At 71.7% G+C, this 15,052-nt stretch carries 13 protein-coding genes; 12 read left to right on the top strand and 1 reads right to left on the bottom strand.

Going from position 1 to position 15,052, the window contains the following annotated elements; translation table 11 throughout:
* Positions 1-2: 2 nt before the first annotated feature.
* From ftsW to ACIA8O_RS05720, 8 genes are all read left to right on the top strand, one after another.
* Entirely contained in the window at positions 3-1,349 is a 1,347-nt protein-coding gene (gene ftsW, locus ACIA8O_RS05755; protein WP_396292285.1) for a putative lipid II flippase FtsW, read from the top strand.
* A gap of 6 nt (positions 1,350-1,355) precedes the next feature.
* A complete protein-coding gene (gene murG / locus ACIA8O_RS05750) occupies positions 1,356-2,459 on the top strand; it encodes an undecaprenyldiphospho-muramoylpentapeptide beta-N-acetylglucosaminyltransferase (RefSeq protein WP_396292284.1) in 1,104 nt (367 codons plus the stop codon).
* Positions 2,452-3,231, top strand: a complete 780-nt coding sequence (locus tag ACIA8O_RS05745) for a cell division protein FtsQ/DivIB (RefSeq protein WP_396292283.1) — start codon at positions 2,452-2,454, stop codon at positions 3,229-3,231. The genes murG and ACIA8O_RS05745 overlap by 8 nt, the downstream gene beginning before the upstream one ends.
* A gap of 387 nt (positions 3,232-3,618) precedes the next feature.
* Positions 3,619-4,818, top strand: a complete 1,200-nt coding sequence (gene ftsZ / locus ACIA8O_RS05740; protein WP_396292282.1) for a cell division protein FtsZ — start codon at positions 3,619-3,621, stop codon at positions 4,816-4,818.
* Between the two features lie 121 nt (positions 4,819-4,939).
* Complete coding sequence (locus ACIA8O_RS05735; protein WP_396292281.1) at positions 4,940-5,725, top strand: YggS family pyridoxal phosphate-dependent enzyme; 786 nt, start codon at positions 4,940-4,942, stop codon at positions 5,723-5,725.
* Between the two features lie 187 nt (positions 5,726-5,912).
* Positions 5,913-6,521 carry a cell division protein SepF gene (locus ACIA8O_RS05730; RefSeq protein ID WP_396292280.1) on the top strand — a complete coding sequence of 203 codons (609 nt, stop codon included), beginning with the start codon at positions 5,913-5,915 and terminating at the stop codon, positions 6,519-6,521.
* A 99-nt stretch (positions 6,522-6,620) separates the two neighbouring features.
* Complete coding sequence (locus ACIA8O_RS05725) at positions 6,621-6,911, top strand: YggT family protein (RefSeq protein WP_345279720.1); 291 nt, start codon at positions 6,621-6,623, stop codon at positions 6,909-6,911.
* A 50-nt stretch (positions 6,912-6,961) separates the two neighbouring features.
* The gene (locus ACIA8O_RS05720) at positions 6,962-8,245 is read left to right on the top strand and encodes a DivIVA domain-containing protein (protein WP_396292279.1); all 1,284 of its coding nucleotides are present in this window, start codon (positions 6,962-6,964) and stop codon (positions 8,243-8,245) included.
* 264 nt (positions 8,246-8,509) lie between these two features.
* On the opposite strand, the gene ileS is transcribed toward ACIA8O_RS05720, so the two are convergent.
* Positions 8,510-11,638: an isoleucine--tRNA ligase gene (gene ileS / locus ACIA8O_RS05715; RefSeq protein WP_396292278.1), complete on the bottom strand. Its 3,129-nt coding sequence runs from the start codon at positions 11,636-11,638 to the stop codon at positions 8,510-8,512.
* 600 nt (positions 11,639-12,238) lie between these two features.
* Between ileS and ACIA8O_RS05710 the strand changes: the two genes are divergently transcribed.
* From ACIA8O_RS05710 to ACIA8O_RS05695, 4 genes are all read left to right on the top strand, one after another.
* Complete coding sequence (locus ACIA8O_RS05710; RefSeq protein WP_396292277.1) at positions 12,239-12,742, top strand: TraR/DksA family transcriptional regulator; 504 nt, start codon at positions 12,239-12,241, stop codon at positions 12,740-12,742.
* Positions 12,743-12,905: 163 nt separating this feature from the next.
* Positions 12,906-13,457 (top strand): signal peptidase II, encoded by a 552-nt coding sequence (lspA, locus tag ACIA8O_RS05705; protein ID WP_396292276.1) that lies wholly within the window; start codon positions 12,906-12,908, stop codon positions 13,455-13,457.
* A 61-nt stretch (positions 13,458-13,518) separates the two neighbouring features.
* The gene (locus ACIA8O_RS05700; protein ID WP_396292275.1) at positions 13,519-14,454 is read left to right on the top strand and encodes an RluA family pseudouridine synthase; all 936 of its coding nucleotides are present in this window, start codon (positions 13,519-13,521) and stop codon (positions 14,452-14,454) included.
* Entirely contained in the window at positions 14,454-14,912 is a 459-nt protein-coding gene (locus ACIA8O_RS05695) for a GNAT family N-acetyltransferase (RefSeq protein WP_396292274.1), read from the top strand. The genes ACIA8O_RS05700 and ACIA8O_RS05695 overlap by 1 nt, the downstream gene beginning before the upstream one ends.
* Positions 14,913-15,052 lie beyond the last annotated feature (140 nt).

The following is a 15,052-nucleotide window of genomic DNA, read 5'->3' as shown; positions in this document are numbered from 1 at the left end:
TGATGGCGGGTCAGGCCCCGGAGCGAGGCCCGTGGCAGGCGCCGGTCATCTCGGCCAGCAGTGCCACCTTCAAGGCGGCCGACCCGGTCACCCGGCTGCGGCAGTTCCGCGGCCGGGTGGCCTACCTGCTCTCCCGTCCGCTCACCCCGTACCTGCTGATCGTCGGCTCGGCGCTGCTGCTGCTGGTGCTCGGGCTGAGCATGGTCTTCTCCTCCTCGCAGATCCTGGCCGTCCGCTGGGGCCTGCCCGCCACCTTCTTCGTGGGCAAGCAGTTCATCGCGGTGCTGATGGGCCTGGTCGGCCTGGTGCTGTTCGCGCTGATGCCGGTCAAGCTGCTGCGGATGCTGGTCTACCCGGTGGTGCTCGGGGTGACCGCGGCCCTGGTGCTGGTCGCGATCCCCGGCATCGGCAAGGAGGTCGGCGGCAACCGGAACTGGCTGGACCTCGGCCTGCTCCAGCTCCAGCCCTCCGAGTTCGCCAAGCTGGCCCTCGCCCTCTGGGCGGCCGACCTGCTGGCCCGCAAGCAGAAGACCCACATGCTCGACCAGTGGAAGCACCTGCTGGTCCCGCTGGTGCCGGGCACCCTGCTGCTGATGCTGCTGATCATGCTCGGCGGCGACATGGGCACCACGATGATCCTGATCGCCATGCTGTTCGGCCTGCTCTGGACGGTCGGCGCCCCGCTGCGGCTGTTCGCCGCCGTGCTGGGCATCGCCGTGGTGGCCTGCACCGCGCTGGTCATCACCGTGCCGCACCGGATGGACCGGCTGGCCTGCATCGGCGTCACCAAGCCCGACCCCAACGTCAACTGCTTCCAGGCCCTGCACGGCCTCTACGCCTTCGCGGCCGGCGGCCCGTTCGGCTCCGGCATCGGCGCCGGGGTCGAGAAGTGGGGCCAACTCCCGGAGGCCCACACCGACTTCATCTTCGCCGCGACCGGCGAGGAGCTCGGATTGGTGGGGACGCTGTCGGTCCTCGGGCTCTTCGCGGCACTAGGCTACGCGGGTATCCGAGTGGCCAGCGGCACGAAGGACCCCTTCGTCAGGTACGCCGCGGGAGCCGTCACCACCTGGATCATGGCCCAGGCCATGGTCAACCTGGGGTCGGCGCTGGGACTGCTGCCCATCGCGGGCGTCCCGCTCCCGCTGTTCTCCTACGGCGGGTCCGCGATGCTGTCGGCCCTGTGCGCCGTCGGCGTGCTGCTCTGCTTCGCGCGCAGCTCGCCGGAGGCCAGGGCGGCGCTGGCCGCACGGAGCAAGAACAGCCGGTTCAGGTCGGTCCTGAACCGGGTGCTGCCAGGACGAACCACGGGGCGCGGGGCCGCCAGGCCGAAGCGCAGGGAGCGGTGAATTTCGGTGCATGTCGTACTCGCAGGCGGCGGGACCGCCGGTCACATCGAGCCGGCCATGGCCCTCGCGGACGCCCTCCGCCGGCACGACCCGTCCGTCGGGATCACCGCCCTGGGCACCGAACGCGGCCTGGAGACCCGGCTGGTGCCCGAGCGCGGCTACCAGCTGGAGCTGATCCCGGCCGTCCCGCTGCCCCGCAGGCCCACCCCCGAGCTGATCACCGTCCCGGGCCGGCTGCGCTCCACCGTCCGGGCCGCCCAGGCGATCATCGAGCGGGTGAAGGCCGACGCGGTGGTCGGCTTCGGCGGCTACGTGGCGATGCCCGCCTACCTCGCGGCCAAGCGCGCCGGGGTGCCGATCGTGGTGCACGAGGCCAACGCCCGGCCCGGCCTGGCCAACAAGATCGGCGCCCGGTACTCCGACTTCGTCGCCGTCTCCACCCCCGACTCCAAGCTGCGCGACTCCCGGTACATCGGCATCCCGCTGCGCCGCACCATCGCCACCCTGGACCGCAACGCCGTCCGCCCGGAGGCCCGGGCGTACTTCGGCCTCGACCAGCGGCTGCCCACCCTGCTGGTCTCCGGCGGCTCGCAGGGCGCCCGCCGGCTGAACCAGACCATCGAGACCATCGCCCCGCGGCTCCAGCAGTACGGGGTCCAGGTGCTGCACGCGGTCGGCCCGAAGAACGAGCTGCCGGTGATCGACGACATCCCCGGCATGCCGCCGTACCGGGCCGTCCCGTACGTGGACCGGATGGACCTCGCCTACGCCGCCGCCGACCTGATGCTCTGCCGGGCCGGTGCGATGACCGTGGCCGAGCTGGCCGCCGTCGGCCTGCCCGCCGCCTTCGTGCCGCTGCCGATCGGCAACGGCGAGCAGCGGCTGAACGCCCAGCCGATGGTCAAGGCAGGCGGCGGCCTGCTGGTGGACGACGCCGAACTGACCCCGGACTGGGTGCTGCAGAACGTGCTGCCGGTGCTGACCGCCCCGCAGAAGCTCTGGGAGATGAGCCGGGCGGCCGCCGAGTTCGGCCGGCGGGACGCCGACGACCTGCTGGTCGGCATGGTCTACGAGGCGATCGAGGCCTCCCGGCGGGGCCGCCGTGGCTGAGACGCCGGTCCTCGACCCCGTCGACGAGGACGAGGAGGACGCGGGGGAGCACCTGCCGCGGCTCCGGCTCTCCCGGCGGGGCATCGTGGTGCTGAGCGCGTTCGGGGCCGTGGTCCTGGGCGCGCTCGGCTGGCTGGTGTTCTTCTCCTCGGTGCTGGACGTGCGGGTGGTCGCCGTCCAGGGCCTGGTGGGCGACAAGCTGACGGCGCACCAGGTGCGCGAGACGCTCGGCGACGGCGAGCACGGCCCGCTGGCCCGGGTCGACCTGGCGGAGGCCGAGCGCCGGGTGGAGGCGCTGCCCCGGGTGGCCAAGGCCGAGGTCTGGCGCGGCTGGCCGCACACCCTGCGGATCAAGGTCACCGAGCGCCGGGCGGTGGCCGCGGTCCGGACCCCGGAGGGCAAGTACGGCCAGGTGGACGCGGCCGGTTTCACCTTCGCCACCGAGGACGCCGCCCCCGAGGGGGTGCCGGTGGTGGAGCTCGCACTCAGTCAGCAGGCGAACGAGGCCTCGGCGGTGTTCCCCCGGGAGGAGCTGCTGCGCTCCGCGATCACCGTGGCGGCGGGCCTGCCGGAGGCGGTCCGCAAGCAGGCCGGCAGCGTCCGGGTGCAGTCCTACGACGACATCCAACTCCAGCTGGCCGACGGGGCGGTGGTGCGCTGGGGGAGCGCGGAGCGGACCGCGCGCAAGGCGCAGGTGCTGACCGCGCTGCTGGCCAGGAAGGCCCGGATCTACGACGTGAGTGCCCCGGAAGCGCCCGGCATCGGGGGTTGACGGCCCGTCGGACCCGGAAGATCCGGTAAGTTCTCTGTCCGGGGGAGGTGTTGACGGGGCAGTAGCTCCGGCCCGAACCTTGGTGGTCACCCCGGTTTCACCCGGTAATGGATGATCACATAGGCTCAAAAGAAAAACGGGAAGCTCGGCGTGTTCGTTGAACACGGCCCGCTCACCGCCATAGTGTCCTGTGTCACCAGGCTGTGTCCCACGGTGATGTGACGCAGGCACAGCCACAACCCTAAAGGTCAAGTTTAGGGTTCGGGTCGGTGGTCGGAATTTCGGACATACAGTCAGGAATCACTCGGGCTCCCCACCCATCGACATCCGTCGGACCGTGCCAACCGGTGCGGACGACCCGGAAATTCGAGGCGAGAGGCCTTCGACGTGGCAGCACCGCAGAACTACCTCGCAGTCATCAAGGTCGTCGGTATCGGCGGCGGTGGTGTCAACGCCATCAACCGGATGATCGAGGTCGGTCTCAAGGGCGTCGAGTTCATCGCGATCAACACCGATGCGCAGGCCCTCCTGATGAGCGACGCCGACGTCAAGCTCGACGTGGGCCGTGAACTCACCCGGGGCCTCGGCGCCGGCGCCAACCCCGAGGTCGGCCGGAAGGCCGCCGAGGACCACCGCGAGGAGATCGAGGAGGTCCTCAAGGGGGCCGACATGGTCTTCGTGACGGCCGGCGAGGGCGGCGGCACCGGTACCGGTGGCGCCCCCGTGGTGGCGAACATCGCCCGCTCGCTCGGTGCGCTCACCATCGGTGTGGTCACCCGGCCGTTCACCTTCGAGGGCCGCCGCCGGGCCAACCAGGCCGAGGACGGCATCGCGCAGCTGCGCGAAGAGGTCGACACCCTGATCGTCATCCCCAACGACCGGCTGCTCTCCATCTCGGACCGCCAGGTCTCGGTGCTGGACGCGTTCCGCTCGGCCGACCAGGTGCTGCTCTCGGGCGTCCAGGGCATCACCGACCTGATCACCACCCCGGGCCTGATCAACCTCGACTTCGCCGACGTCAAGTCGGTCATGTCGGAGGCCGGTTCGGCCCTGATGGGCATCGGCTCGGCCCGCGGCGAGGACCGCGCCAAGGCCGCGGCCGTGATGGCGATCTCCTCCCCGCTGCTGGAGGCGTCCATCGACGGCGCCCGCGGCGTGCTGCTCTCCATCTCCGGCGGCTCCGACCTCGGCCTCTTCGAGATCAACGAGTCGGCCCAGCTGGTCAGCGAGGCGGCCCACCCCGAGGCCAACATCATCTTCGGTGCGGTCATCGACGACGCCCTCGGCGACGAGGTCCGGGTCACCGTGATCGCGGCCGGCTTCGACGGCGGCCAGCCGCCGGCCATCGTCCGCGACCCGGTGGTGAAGTCCACCCCGGCCTCCGCCACCCCGGAGCGCCCGGCCGCCCGGCCGTCCGCCTACGCCGGCGGCCTCGGTTCGGTGACGGACCGTCCGAAGGAGGCCCCGGCGCCCGCCGAGACCGCGACCGCCACCGCCCCGCCGGTGCCGCCGCAGGTCCAGCCGGCCCGCCAGCCCTTCGTGGAGAGCCCCGCCGAGGAGCTCGACGTGCCGGACTTCCTCAAGTAACCCACCACGCACCGATGCCCACCGCGTCCCCGTCCCAGGGCGGGAACACGGTGGGCATCGTGCGGTCCGGAGTGCGATCATCTGATCGCCCCTCCCGGAGAACACCCCCACCGAGGCAACCATGACTGATCTGTACGGACCCGAACCGGGCGGCCCGGACTTCCTGGCCGCGCTGACCGACCGTCAGCGCGCCCGGTACGAGGAGCTCGGCACCAACCTGGAGGTCGTGGAGCGCCGGATCGCCGACGCCTGCGCCGCCGCCGGGCGGGCCCGCGAGGAGGTGCGGCTGGTGGTGGTCACCAAGACCTACCCCGCCGAGGACTCCGCCCTGCTGGCCGCGCTGGGCGTCACCGACGTGGCGGAGAACCGGGACCAGGACGCCGCCCCCAAGGCCGAGACCTGCCGCGAACTGCCGCTGGACTGGCACTTCGTGGGCCAGCTGCAGACCAACAAGGTGCGCTCGGTGGTCCGCTACGCCAACCACGTGCACTCCGTCGACCGCCTCCGGCTGGTCGAGTCGCTGGCCGCCGCGGTGCGCAACGCCGAGCGCCCGCCGCTCGGTTGCCTGGTCCAGGTCGCCCTGGAGAAGGAGAGCGGCGAGGGCGAGGGGCGCGCCGGAGTGGCGCCCGGGGAGGTGCTCGCGCTGGCCGACGCCATCGCCGACACGCCCGGGCTGCGACTGGACGGTGTGATGACCGTCGCTCCGCTGGCCGGCCCGCTGGCCGGCGATCCGGCGAAGGCCTTCGAGCGGCTGGCGGAAATCGCAACCGCCGTACGCGGGAGCCACCCGGCTGCCACGATGGTCTCGGCAGGGATGAGCGGGGACTTGGAGCAGGCGGTGGCCGCCGGGGCGACGCACGTGCGTGTCGGGACGGCGGTGCTCGGAGTGCGCCCGACGCTCCGGTAACGTCAGCGGGTAAGTAGATCAGACTGCAGGACAAAACAGGACAGAACCCAGCAGCTGCCTACAGCGCTGGCAACCGTGGATCGACGGAAGTCCGCCCCCGCCCCAGCCCCCTGACGGGGCGTCGGGCGTGCGCGGGTCCGCGGGCGAAGGCCCGGGCGATCCACCACCGAGCGGAGGAGACGGGAGCATGGCCGGCGCGATGCGCAAGATGGCGGTCTACCTCGGCCTCGTGGAGGACGAGACGTACGACGGCCAGGGGTACGACCCCGACGACGACTACGACGCGGACCCCGAGCCGATCCGGACCGGACGGACCGAGGGCCTGGAGCGGCCCGCCCCCGCGCCCCCCGCCCCGGCACCGGTCGCGCACATCGCGCCCCAGCCCGTCCCGGCCCCCGTGCCGATCCGGCAGGAGCCGCCGCGGATGGCGCCAGTGTCGTCCATCACACCCGAACGCCGCCACAACCTGGAGAAGAGCAGCCCGGTGATCATGCCCAAGGTCGTCAACGAACGAGAGCCCTACCGCATCACCACGCTGCACCCCAGGACCTACAACGAGGCCCGTACCATCGGGGAACAGTTCCGCGGCGGCACTCCCGTGATCATGAATCTGACCGAGATGGACGACACGGACGCCAAGCGGCTCGTAGACTTCGCCGCTGGACTCGTCTTCGGTCTGCACGGCAGTATCGAGCGAGTGACACAGAAGGTGTTCCTGCTGTCTCCTGCTAACGTCGACGTAACGGCGGAGGACAAGGCTCGGATCGCCGAGGGTGGGTTCTTCAACCAGAGCTGACCCGGCCACGACTTCATGTGTGGATCTGATGGCAGTGGAACGCGGCTGACGGACCGTCCGTTAAGAGCGGGACAGAAGGACCAGGGAGAGGGAGACTCGATGGGGATCGTGCGGGCAGTGCTCTACTACGCACTGAGCGCCTTCCTGCTCGTCCTCCTCTTCCGTCTGGTGATGGACTGGGTCTTCCAGTTCGCCCGCTCGTGGCGTCCCGGGAAGACCATGGTCGTCGTCCTGGAGGCCACGTACACTGTCACCGATCCGCCGCTCAAGCTTCTTCGGCGTTTCATCCCGCCGTTGCGTTTCGGGGGCGTGGCGCTCGACCTGTCCTTCTTCGTACTGATGATCATTGTGTTTGTCCTGAGATCGCTCGTGCTGACTCTGCCGTCTTGAGCGCTGCCACAGGATGCCGCTGATGCCGACGATCACGTTGAGGTGAAGAGATGCCGTTGACCCCCGAGGACGTTCGGAACAAGCAGTTCACGACCGTCCGCCTGCGTGAAGGCTATGACGAGGACGAGGTCGATGCCTTCCTCGACGAGGTCGAAGCCGAACTGACCCGCCTGCTCCGCGAGAACGAGGACCTGCGCGCCAAGCTGGCCGCCGCGACCCGTGCCGCCGCGCAGAACCAGGCGAACATGCGCAAGGAGCAGCAGCCGCAGGACGGCCGCCCGCAGGGCGCCCCCGTCCCGGCCGCCATATCCGGCCCGCCGGTGCCGGGCCAGCCGCAGATGCAGCAGCCCCCGCAGCAGCAGGGCCACCAGCCGCTCGGCCTGCCCTCGGGCGCCCCGCAGCTGCCGGCCGGCCAGGGCGGCCCGATGGGTCAGCCCCAGCCGCAGCAGATGCAGCCCATGCAGCAGATGGGTCAGCCGCAGCAGATGGGCCAGACCATGGGCGGCCAGCAGCAGCTGGTCCAGTCGATGGGCGGCCAGATGCTCCAGCCGATGGGCCAGCAGCAGATGGGCCAGACCATGGGCGGGCAGCAGCTCCAGCCCATGGGCGGTCCGATGCAGCAGCAGCTCGGCGGCCCGCTCGGTGGTCCGATGCAGCCCCAGCCGCAGCAGCAGGGCCCCGGTGGCGACAGCGCCGCCCGCGTGCTCGCCCTCGCCCAGCAGACCGCCGACCAGGCGATCTCAGAGGCGCGCTCCGAGGCCAACAAGATCGTCGGCGAGGCCCGCAGCCGCGCCGAGGGCCTGGAGCGGGACGCCCGTGCCAAGGCCGACGCCCTGGAGCGGGACGCGCAGGAGAAGCACCGGGTCGCGATGGGCTCCCTGGAGTCCGCCCGCGCCACCCTGGAGCGCAAGGTCGAGGACCTGCGCGCCTTCGAGCGCGAGTACCGCACCCGCCTGAAGTCCTACCTGGAGACCCAGCTGCGCCAGCTGGAGTCGCAGGCGGACGACTCGCTGGCCCCGCCGCGGATCCCGGCCACCGCCTCGCTCCCGCCGGCCGGTTCCTCCGCGATGAGCAGCCAGCCGTCGTTCGGCGGCCAGAACTCCTTCGGCGGCGGCGCCCAGCCGTCGTTCGGCGGTCAGAACTCCTTCGGCGGCGGCAACGGCCAGCCCTCCTTCGGCGGCCAGCCGAGCGGTGCCCCCACCGGTGCCGCCCAGATGGCCCCCGCCGGGATGACCCAGCCGATGGCCGCGGTCCGTCCGCAGCCGCCGCAGCCGATGCAGCAGGCTCCGGCCCCGATGCGCGGCTTCCTCATCGACGAGGACGGCGACAACTAAACAGCACCACCCACGAGGGCGCCCCCGTAGTGACGATCCGTCACCACGGGGGCGCCCTCGTGTGTTTGGGCTGACGGCGCGTACGTGGCCACGCCGGGGCGCACGGAATGTACGTGGTAATGCCGGGGGCGCGGGGAACTGCGCGAGACGGAAGGCCACTCACGTGCAACTGACCCACTGTCAGCCGGTTGCACGTGCTGCCGTTCCCCTGCGCGCAGTTCCCCGCGCCCCTGGTGTGACCACTTACCTCAGGTGGAGCTCCGCTCAGGCCTTGCGGAGCTGGAAGTGGAGGCCGAGGCCCTCGTCGGTGAAGGTCTCGGACTGCCAGTCGGCGGAGCCGGCGGCGAAGTCGGTGGCGAGGACCTCCTCGGCGACCAGGTGGCCGTGCTCGGCGATGGCCTCGACGGTGGCCTCGTCGGTGGCGCGCCAGCGCAGGACGATGCGGTCGGCGACGTCCAGGCCGGAGTTCTTCCGGGCCTCCTGGATCTGGCGGATGGCGTCGCGGGCGATGCCGAGCCGCTTGAGCTCCGGGGTGATGGCCAGGTCGAGGGCGACGGTGGCGCCGGCCTCGTTGGCGACGGCCCAGCCCTCGCGCGGGGTCTCGGTGATGATGACCTCGTCCGGGGTCAGCTCGACGGTCTCGCCGTTGAGCTCCACCGAGGCGGTGCCGGACGACCGCAGCGAAGCGGCCAGCGCGGCGGCGTCGGCGGCCGCGACCACCTTGGCCACGTCCTGGACGCCCTTGCCGAAGCGCTTGCCGAGGGCGCGGAAGTTGGCCTTCGCGGTGGTGTCCACCAGCGAGCCGCCGACCTCCGTGAGGGACTCGAGCACCGAGACGTTGAGCTCCTCGGCGATCTGCGCCCGCAGGTCACCCGGGAGATCGTCCCAGCCCTGGGCCGCGATCAGCGCCCGGGAGAGCGGCTGACGGGTCTTCACGCCGGACTCCGCGCGGGTGGCCCGGCCGAGCTCGACCAGGCGGCGGACCAGCGCCATGTTCCGGGAGAGCTCGGTGTCGATCAGCGTCTCGTCGGCCTCGGGCCAGCTCGCCAGGTGGACGGAGCCGGGGGCGCCCGGGACGACCGGGACGACCAGGTCCTGCCAGACCCGCTCGGTGATGAAGGGGGTGAGCGGGGCCATCAGGCGGGTGACGGTCTCCAGCGCCTCGTGCAGGGTGGCCAGCGCGGCGGCGTCGCCCTGCCAGAAGCGGCGGCGGCCGCGACGGACGTACCAGTTGGAGAGGTCGTCGACGAAGCCGGAGAGCAGCTTGCCGGCCCGCTGGGTGTCGAAGGCCTCCAGCGCGGCGTCCACCTCGCGGACCAGGGTGTTCAGCTCGGAGAGCACCCACTTGTCCAGCTGCGGGCGGTCGGCCGGGGCCGGGTCGGCCGCGGACGGGGCCCAGTCGGCGGTGCGGGCGTAGAGGGCCTGGAAGGCGACGGTGTTCCAGTAGGTCAGCAGGGTCTTGCGGACCACCTCCTGGATGGTGCCGTGGCCGACCCGGCGCGCGGACCAGGGCGAGCCGCCCGCGGCCATGAACCAGCGGACGGCGTCGGCGCCGTGCTGGTCCATCAGCGGGATGGGCTGGAGGATGTTGCCCAGGTGCTTGGACATCTTCCGGCCGTCCTCGGCCAGGATGTGGCCCAGGCACACGACGTTCTCGTACGAGGACTTGTCGAAGACCAGGGTGCCGACGGCCATCAGCGTGTAGAACCAGCCGCGGGTCTGGTCGATCGCCTCGGAGATGAACTGCGCCGGGTAGCGCTTCTCGAAGAGCTCCTTGTTCTGGTACGGGTAGCCGTACTGGGCGAACGGCATCGAGCCCGAGTCGTACCAGGCGTCGATCACCTCGGGCACCCGGGTCGCCGTGCCGGAGCACTGCGGGCAGGCGAAGGTGACCGCGTCGATGAACGGGCGGTGCGGGTCCAGCTCGGACTGGTCGGTGCCGGAGAGCTCGGAGAGCTGGGCCAGCGAGCCGACGCAGGTGAGGTGGTCCTCCTCGCAGCGCCAGATCGGCAGCGGGGTGCCCCAGTAGCGGTTGCGGCTGAGCGCCCAGTCGATGTTGTTGTTCAGCCAGTCGCCGAAGCGGCCGTGCTTGACGCTCGAAGGGTGCCAGTTGGTGGCCTCGTTCTCCCGGATCATGGCGTCCTTGACCTGGGTGGTCCGGACGTACCAGGAGGGCTGCGCGTAGTAGAGCAGCGCGGTGTGGCAGCGCCAGCAGTGCGGGTAGCTGTGCTCGTACGGCACGTGACGGAAGAGCAGGTCACGGGCGTTCAGGTCGGCGACCAGCGCCTCGTCGGCCTTCTTGAAGAACTGCCCGCCGACCAGCGGCACGGAGGGGTCGAAGGTGCCGTCGGCCAGCACCGGGTTGACCACCGGCAGGCCGTACCTGCGGCAGGTCGCGAGGTCGTCGGCGCCGAAGGCCGGGGCCTGGTGGACGATGCCGGTGCCGTCCTCGGTGGTGACGTAGTCGGCGTTCAGGACGTAGTGGGCGTCCTCGATCTCCACCAGGTCGAACGGGCGCCGGTAGGCCCAACGCTCCATCTCGGCACCGGTGAAGGACTGCCCGGTGGTCTCCCAGCCCTCGCCGAGCGCCTTGGCGACCAGCGGCTCGGCGACGACCAGCCTCTCGTTCCCGTCGGTGGCCACCACGTAGGTGACGTCCGGGTGCACGGCGGCGGCGGTGTTGGAGACCAGGGTCCACGGGGTGGTCGTCCAGACCAGCAGCGCGGCCTCGCCGGCCAGCGGGCCGGAGGTCAGCGGGAACTTCACGAAGACCGAGGGGTCGACCACGGTCTCGTAGCCCTGGGCCAGCTCGTGGTCGGACAGGCCGGTGCCGCAGCGCGGGCACCAGGGGGCGACGCGGTGGTCCTGGACCAGCAGGCCCTTGTCGAAGATCTGCTGGAGCGACCACCAGACCGACTCGATGTAGGACGGGTCCATGGTGCGGTAGGCCTGGTCGAGGTCGACCCAGTAGCCCATGCGCGTGGTGAGCTCGGCGAAGGCGTCGGTGTGCCGGGTGACCGACTCGCGGCACTTCTCGTTGAACTCGGCGATGCCGTAGCGCTCGATGTCCTGCTTGCCGGAGAAGCCCAGCTCCTTCTCCACGGCCAGCTCGACCGGGAGGCCGTGGCAGTCCCAGCCGGCCTTGCGGGCGACGTGGTAGCCCTTCATGGTCTTGAAGCGCGGGAAGACGTCCTTGAAGACGCGGGCCTCGATGTGGTGGGCGCCGGGCATGCCGTTGGCGGTCGGCGGGCCCTCGTAGAAGACCCACTCGGGGCGGCCCTCGGACTGCTCCAGGGTGCGCTGGAAGACCTTCTGGTCCTGCCAGAAGGAGAGGATCTGGTGCTCCAGCGCGGGCAGGTCGACCTGCGCGGGGACGGAGTTGTAGGTGCTCATCGCGGGCGTCTTCCTCCGGCGGATGCGTGGACTGGCTTCCGACGGAGGGACGAGACGGACCAGCCGCCCCGCGGTACCACCCTCCTTGGCCGCGAACTGCTGGGTGCGGCCCACTTGTTTGGGCTTGCGGCCGGTTCTAACGGGCCGTCAGGCCCCTCTTCCGGCGGCTCCGGGGTGATCTTCCCGCCGCGCACACCCCCGGGCTCCCACCGTCCCCGGGTCGCTCCTGGCTGCGTACGTCGGTACTCGTCCCATCAGCGCCTTGCAGCGCTCAGTGTATCGGCCCGCACAACCGCTTTGCGTCGCGCGCCGCGAGGGGCGTGGTTAGCAGGTGACGATCTGGGCACAACCTGGTCAGCATCCGGGCTGGACGGCCGGCCGGGTCGGAACGGGTGGGAACCGGCGGCCGCATCGGTATGTCCCATTGTGAGGGGATTCGATGGGGATTATCGTTCCGGCACGGAAACCGCCGGGAACCGGCGGTTCGTTTCGTTCGTAGATGAGGTCGAAGCCATGGCTGAGAAGGCAAGTGGTGCTACCGCCACCACCGCCACCAAGCGGACGCACAAGGCCGTGGCGGGCGACTCAGGGGAGGGGACCGTGACCACTACACGGCGCAAGACCAGCACCAGCACCGGACGGGTGGCCGCCACCAGCCGCACCCACGCCCCGGCGGGCAGCGGGGCGCGGGGCGCGGAGTCGGTGGACCCGGCGGAGCTCCCGGTCCGCTCCGGCGAGGACCCGTGGACCTCGGCCGAGGTCCAGGAGCTGCACCAGGAGCTCAACGAGGACGCGGCCCGCCTGCGGGCCGAGATCGCCGCCGCCGAGCAGGCCCTCAACGGCCTGATGCGCGACTCCAACGACGGGGCCGGCGACGACCAGGTCGACGCCGGGACGAAGAACATCAACCGGGAGAGCGAGCTGGCCCTGGCCAACAACGCCCGGGACAGCCTGGCCCAGACCGAGCGCGCCCTGGCCCGGCTGGAGGGCGTCGGGTTCGGCGTCTGCGAGTCCTGCGGCCAGGCCGTCGGCAAGGCCCGCCTCCAGGCCTTCCCGAGGGCGACGCTCTGCGTCACCTGCAAGGCCAAGCAGGAGCGCAGGTAGGACCAGGTAACGGACGGGCCACGGGGTCGGGCGGGTGCCGTACGCTCGACCCCGACGACCTGTCCACCCCATCCCGGCAGCGGAGCGGATCATCAGCACTCCAGGTTCCCCCCAGACCCAGGACGACGCCGTCCAGCCCGCCCCCGACGTCGCGGAGGACGCGGTGACCACTGAGCCCGACGCCACCGCCGCCGCGGCCGCCGCGGAGGCGGTGCGCCGGCGCCGGGTGAGCGTGCTGCTCGTGGTGGCGCTGCTGGCCTACCTGATCGACCTCGGCAGCAAGCTGCTGGTGGTCGCCAGGCTGGAGGGTCACCAGGCCATCGAGGTGATCGGGGAGTTCGCCACCTTCCAGGTGATCCGCAATCCGGGGGCGGCGTTCGGGATGGGCCAGGCGATGACGGTGGTCTTCACCGCGATCGCCGCCGCCGTGATCGTGGTGATCTGGCGGATCGCCCGCAAGCTCTACAGCCTGCCGTGGGCGATCGCGCTCGGGCTGCTGCTCGGCGGGGCGCTGGGGAACCTGACGGACCGTCTGTTCCGCTCGCCGGGGGTCTTCCGCGGGCACGTGGTGGACTTCATCTCGGTGCAGCACTTCGCGGTCTTCAACCTGGCGGACTGCGCGATCGTCTGCGGCGGCATCCTGGTGGTGCTGCTCTCGTTCAAGGGGAGCAACCCGGACGGGACCACGGCTCCGGTGTCGACGAAGGGCGAGTGACGCAGGGGTCGGGCGACTCCGCTGTGATCCGGCGGGGGGACGGTCCGGCATACTCGTACGGGTGAGTACCGCACAGACCCGTAGCCTCCCCGTTCCCGACGGCCTGGAGGGCGAGCGCGTCGACGCCGCCCTGGCCCGGATGTTCGGGTTCTCCCGGACCAAGGCGGCCGAGCTCGCCGCCGACGGGAAGGTCACCATCGACGGCTCCCAGGCCGGCAAGTCGGACCGGGTGTCCGCCGGTGCCTGGCTGGAGGTCGAGATCCCGGCCCCCGCCGCCGCCGTCCAGGTGGTGGCCGAGCATGTCGAGGGCATGCGGATCGTCCACGACGACGACGACATCGTGCTGATCGACAAGCCGGTCGGCGTGGCCGCGCACCCGAGCCCGGGCTGGACCGGCCCGACCGTGATCGGCGGCCTGGCCGCCGCCGGGTACCGGATCTCCACCTCCGGCGCGGCCGAGCGCCAGGGCATCGTGCACCGCCTGGACGTCGGCACCTCCGGCCTGATGGTGGTCGCCAAGTCGGAGCGCGCGTACACCGACCTCAAGCGCCAGTTCCACGACCGGGTCGTGGAGAAGAAGTACAACACCCTGGTCCAGGGCCACCCGGACCCGATGAGCGGCACCGTGGACGCGCCGATCGGCCGCCACCCCAGCTCCGACTGGAAGTGGGCCGTCACCCGCGACGGCAAGCACTCCGTCACCCACTACGACCTGATCGAGGCGTACCGGGCGGCCTCGCTGCTGGACATCAAGCTGGAGACCGGCCGCACCCACCAGATCCGGGTGCACATGTCCGCGCTGCGCCACCCCTGCGTCGGCGACCTCACCTACGGCGCGGACCCGACGCTGGCCAAGCGGCTCAAGCTGACCCGGCAGTGGCTGCACGCGGTGCAGCTGGGCTTCGAGCACCCCTCGGACGGCCAGTGGGTGCAGTTCGCCAGCCCGTACCCGGAGGACCTGCAGAAGGCGCTCGACATCATCTCCTCGGAGAGCTGATGGGCGCCGGGCTGCGGACCGCCGTGACCGAGGCCGACCTGGCGCTGGTCCGGGAGGTCCGGCACGAGGTCTTCGTGGTCGAGCAGGGCGTGCCGGTGGAGCTGGAGTACGACGAGTACGACGCCACCTCGGTGCACGTGCTGGCGGTCGGCGAGGACGGCACGGCGCTCGGCACCGGGCGGCTGATCCACGGCGCCGAGGCGCTCGGGATGACGGGCCGTCAGGGCCGGGTGCTGCTCGGGCGGCTCGCGGTGCGCAAGGAGGCGCGCGGCACCGGTCTGGGCGCCGAGCTGGTCCGGGCGCTGGAGGCGGCCGGGCGCGAGAACGGCGGCACCGAGCTGGAGCTGCACGCCCAGGTGCAGGCGCTGGGCTTCTACGAGCGGCTCGGCTACGTCGCCGAGGGCCCGGTCTACCAGGACGCGGGCATCCCGCACCGGACGATGACCCGGGTGCTCTGACCCGTCGTCGTGGGGGGGGGGGGGGGGGGCGGGCGCCCCCCCCCCCCCCCCCCCCCCCCCCCCCCCCCCCGCGCGCGCGCGCCCCCCCCCCCCCCCCCCCCCCCCCCCCCCCCCCCCCCCCGCCGGGGAAACCCCCGCCG

This window comes from Kitasatospora sp. NPDC051853 (genome assembly GCF_044452665.1).
GTDB lineage: Bacteria > Actinomycetota > Actinomycetes > Streptomycetales > Streptomycetaceae > Kitasatospora.
This window is presented reverse-complemented; position numbering and strand designations above follow the sequence as displayed.

Excerpts from the sequence above, each read along its gene's own strand:
- ACIA8O_RS05730 (WP_396292280.1), top strand. The coding sequence starts at position 5,913 with ATGGCCGGCGCGATGCGCAAGATGGCGGTCTACCTCGGCCTCGTGGAG.
- ftsW (WP_396292285.1), top strand. The coding sequence starts at position 3 with ATGGCGGGTCAGGCCCCGGAGCGAGGCCCGTGGCAGGCGCCGGTCATC.
- ACIA8O_RS05725 (WP_345279720.1), top strand. The coding sequence starts at position 6,621 with ATGGGGATCGTGCGGGCAGTGCTCTACTACGCACTGAGCGCCTTCCTG.
- ACIA8O_RS05695 (WP_396292274.1), top strand. The coding sequence starts at position 14,454 with ATGGGCGCCGGGCTGCGGACCGCCGTGACCGAGGCCGACCTGGCGCTG.
- ileS (WP_396292278.1), bottom strand. The coding sequence starts at position 11,638 with ATGAGCACCTACAACTCCGTCCCCGCGCAGGTCGACCTGCCCGCGCTG.
- ACIA8O_RS05735 (WP_396292281.1), top strand. The coding sequence starts at position 4,940 with ATGACTGATCTGTACGGACCCGAACCGGGCGGCCCGGACTTCCTGGCC.
- ACIA8O_RS05720 (WP_396292279.1), top strand. The coding sequence starts at position 6,962 with ATGCCGTTGACCCCCGAGGACGTTCGGAACAAGCAGTTCACGACCGTC.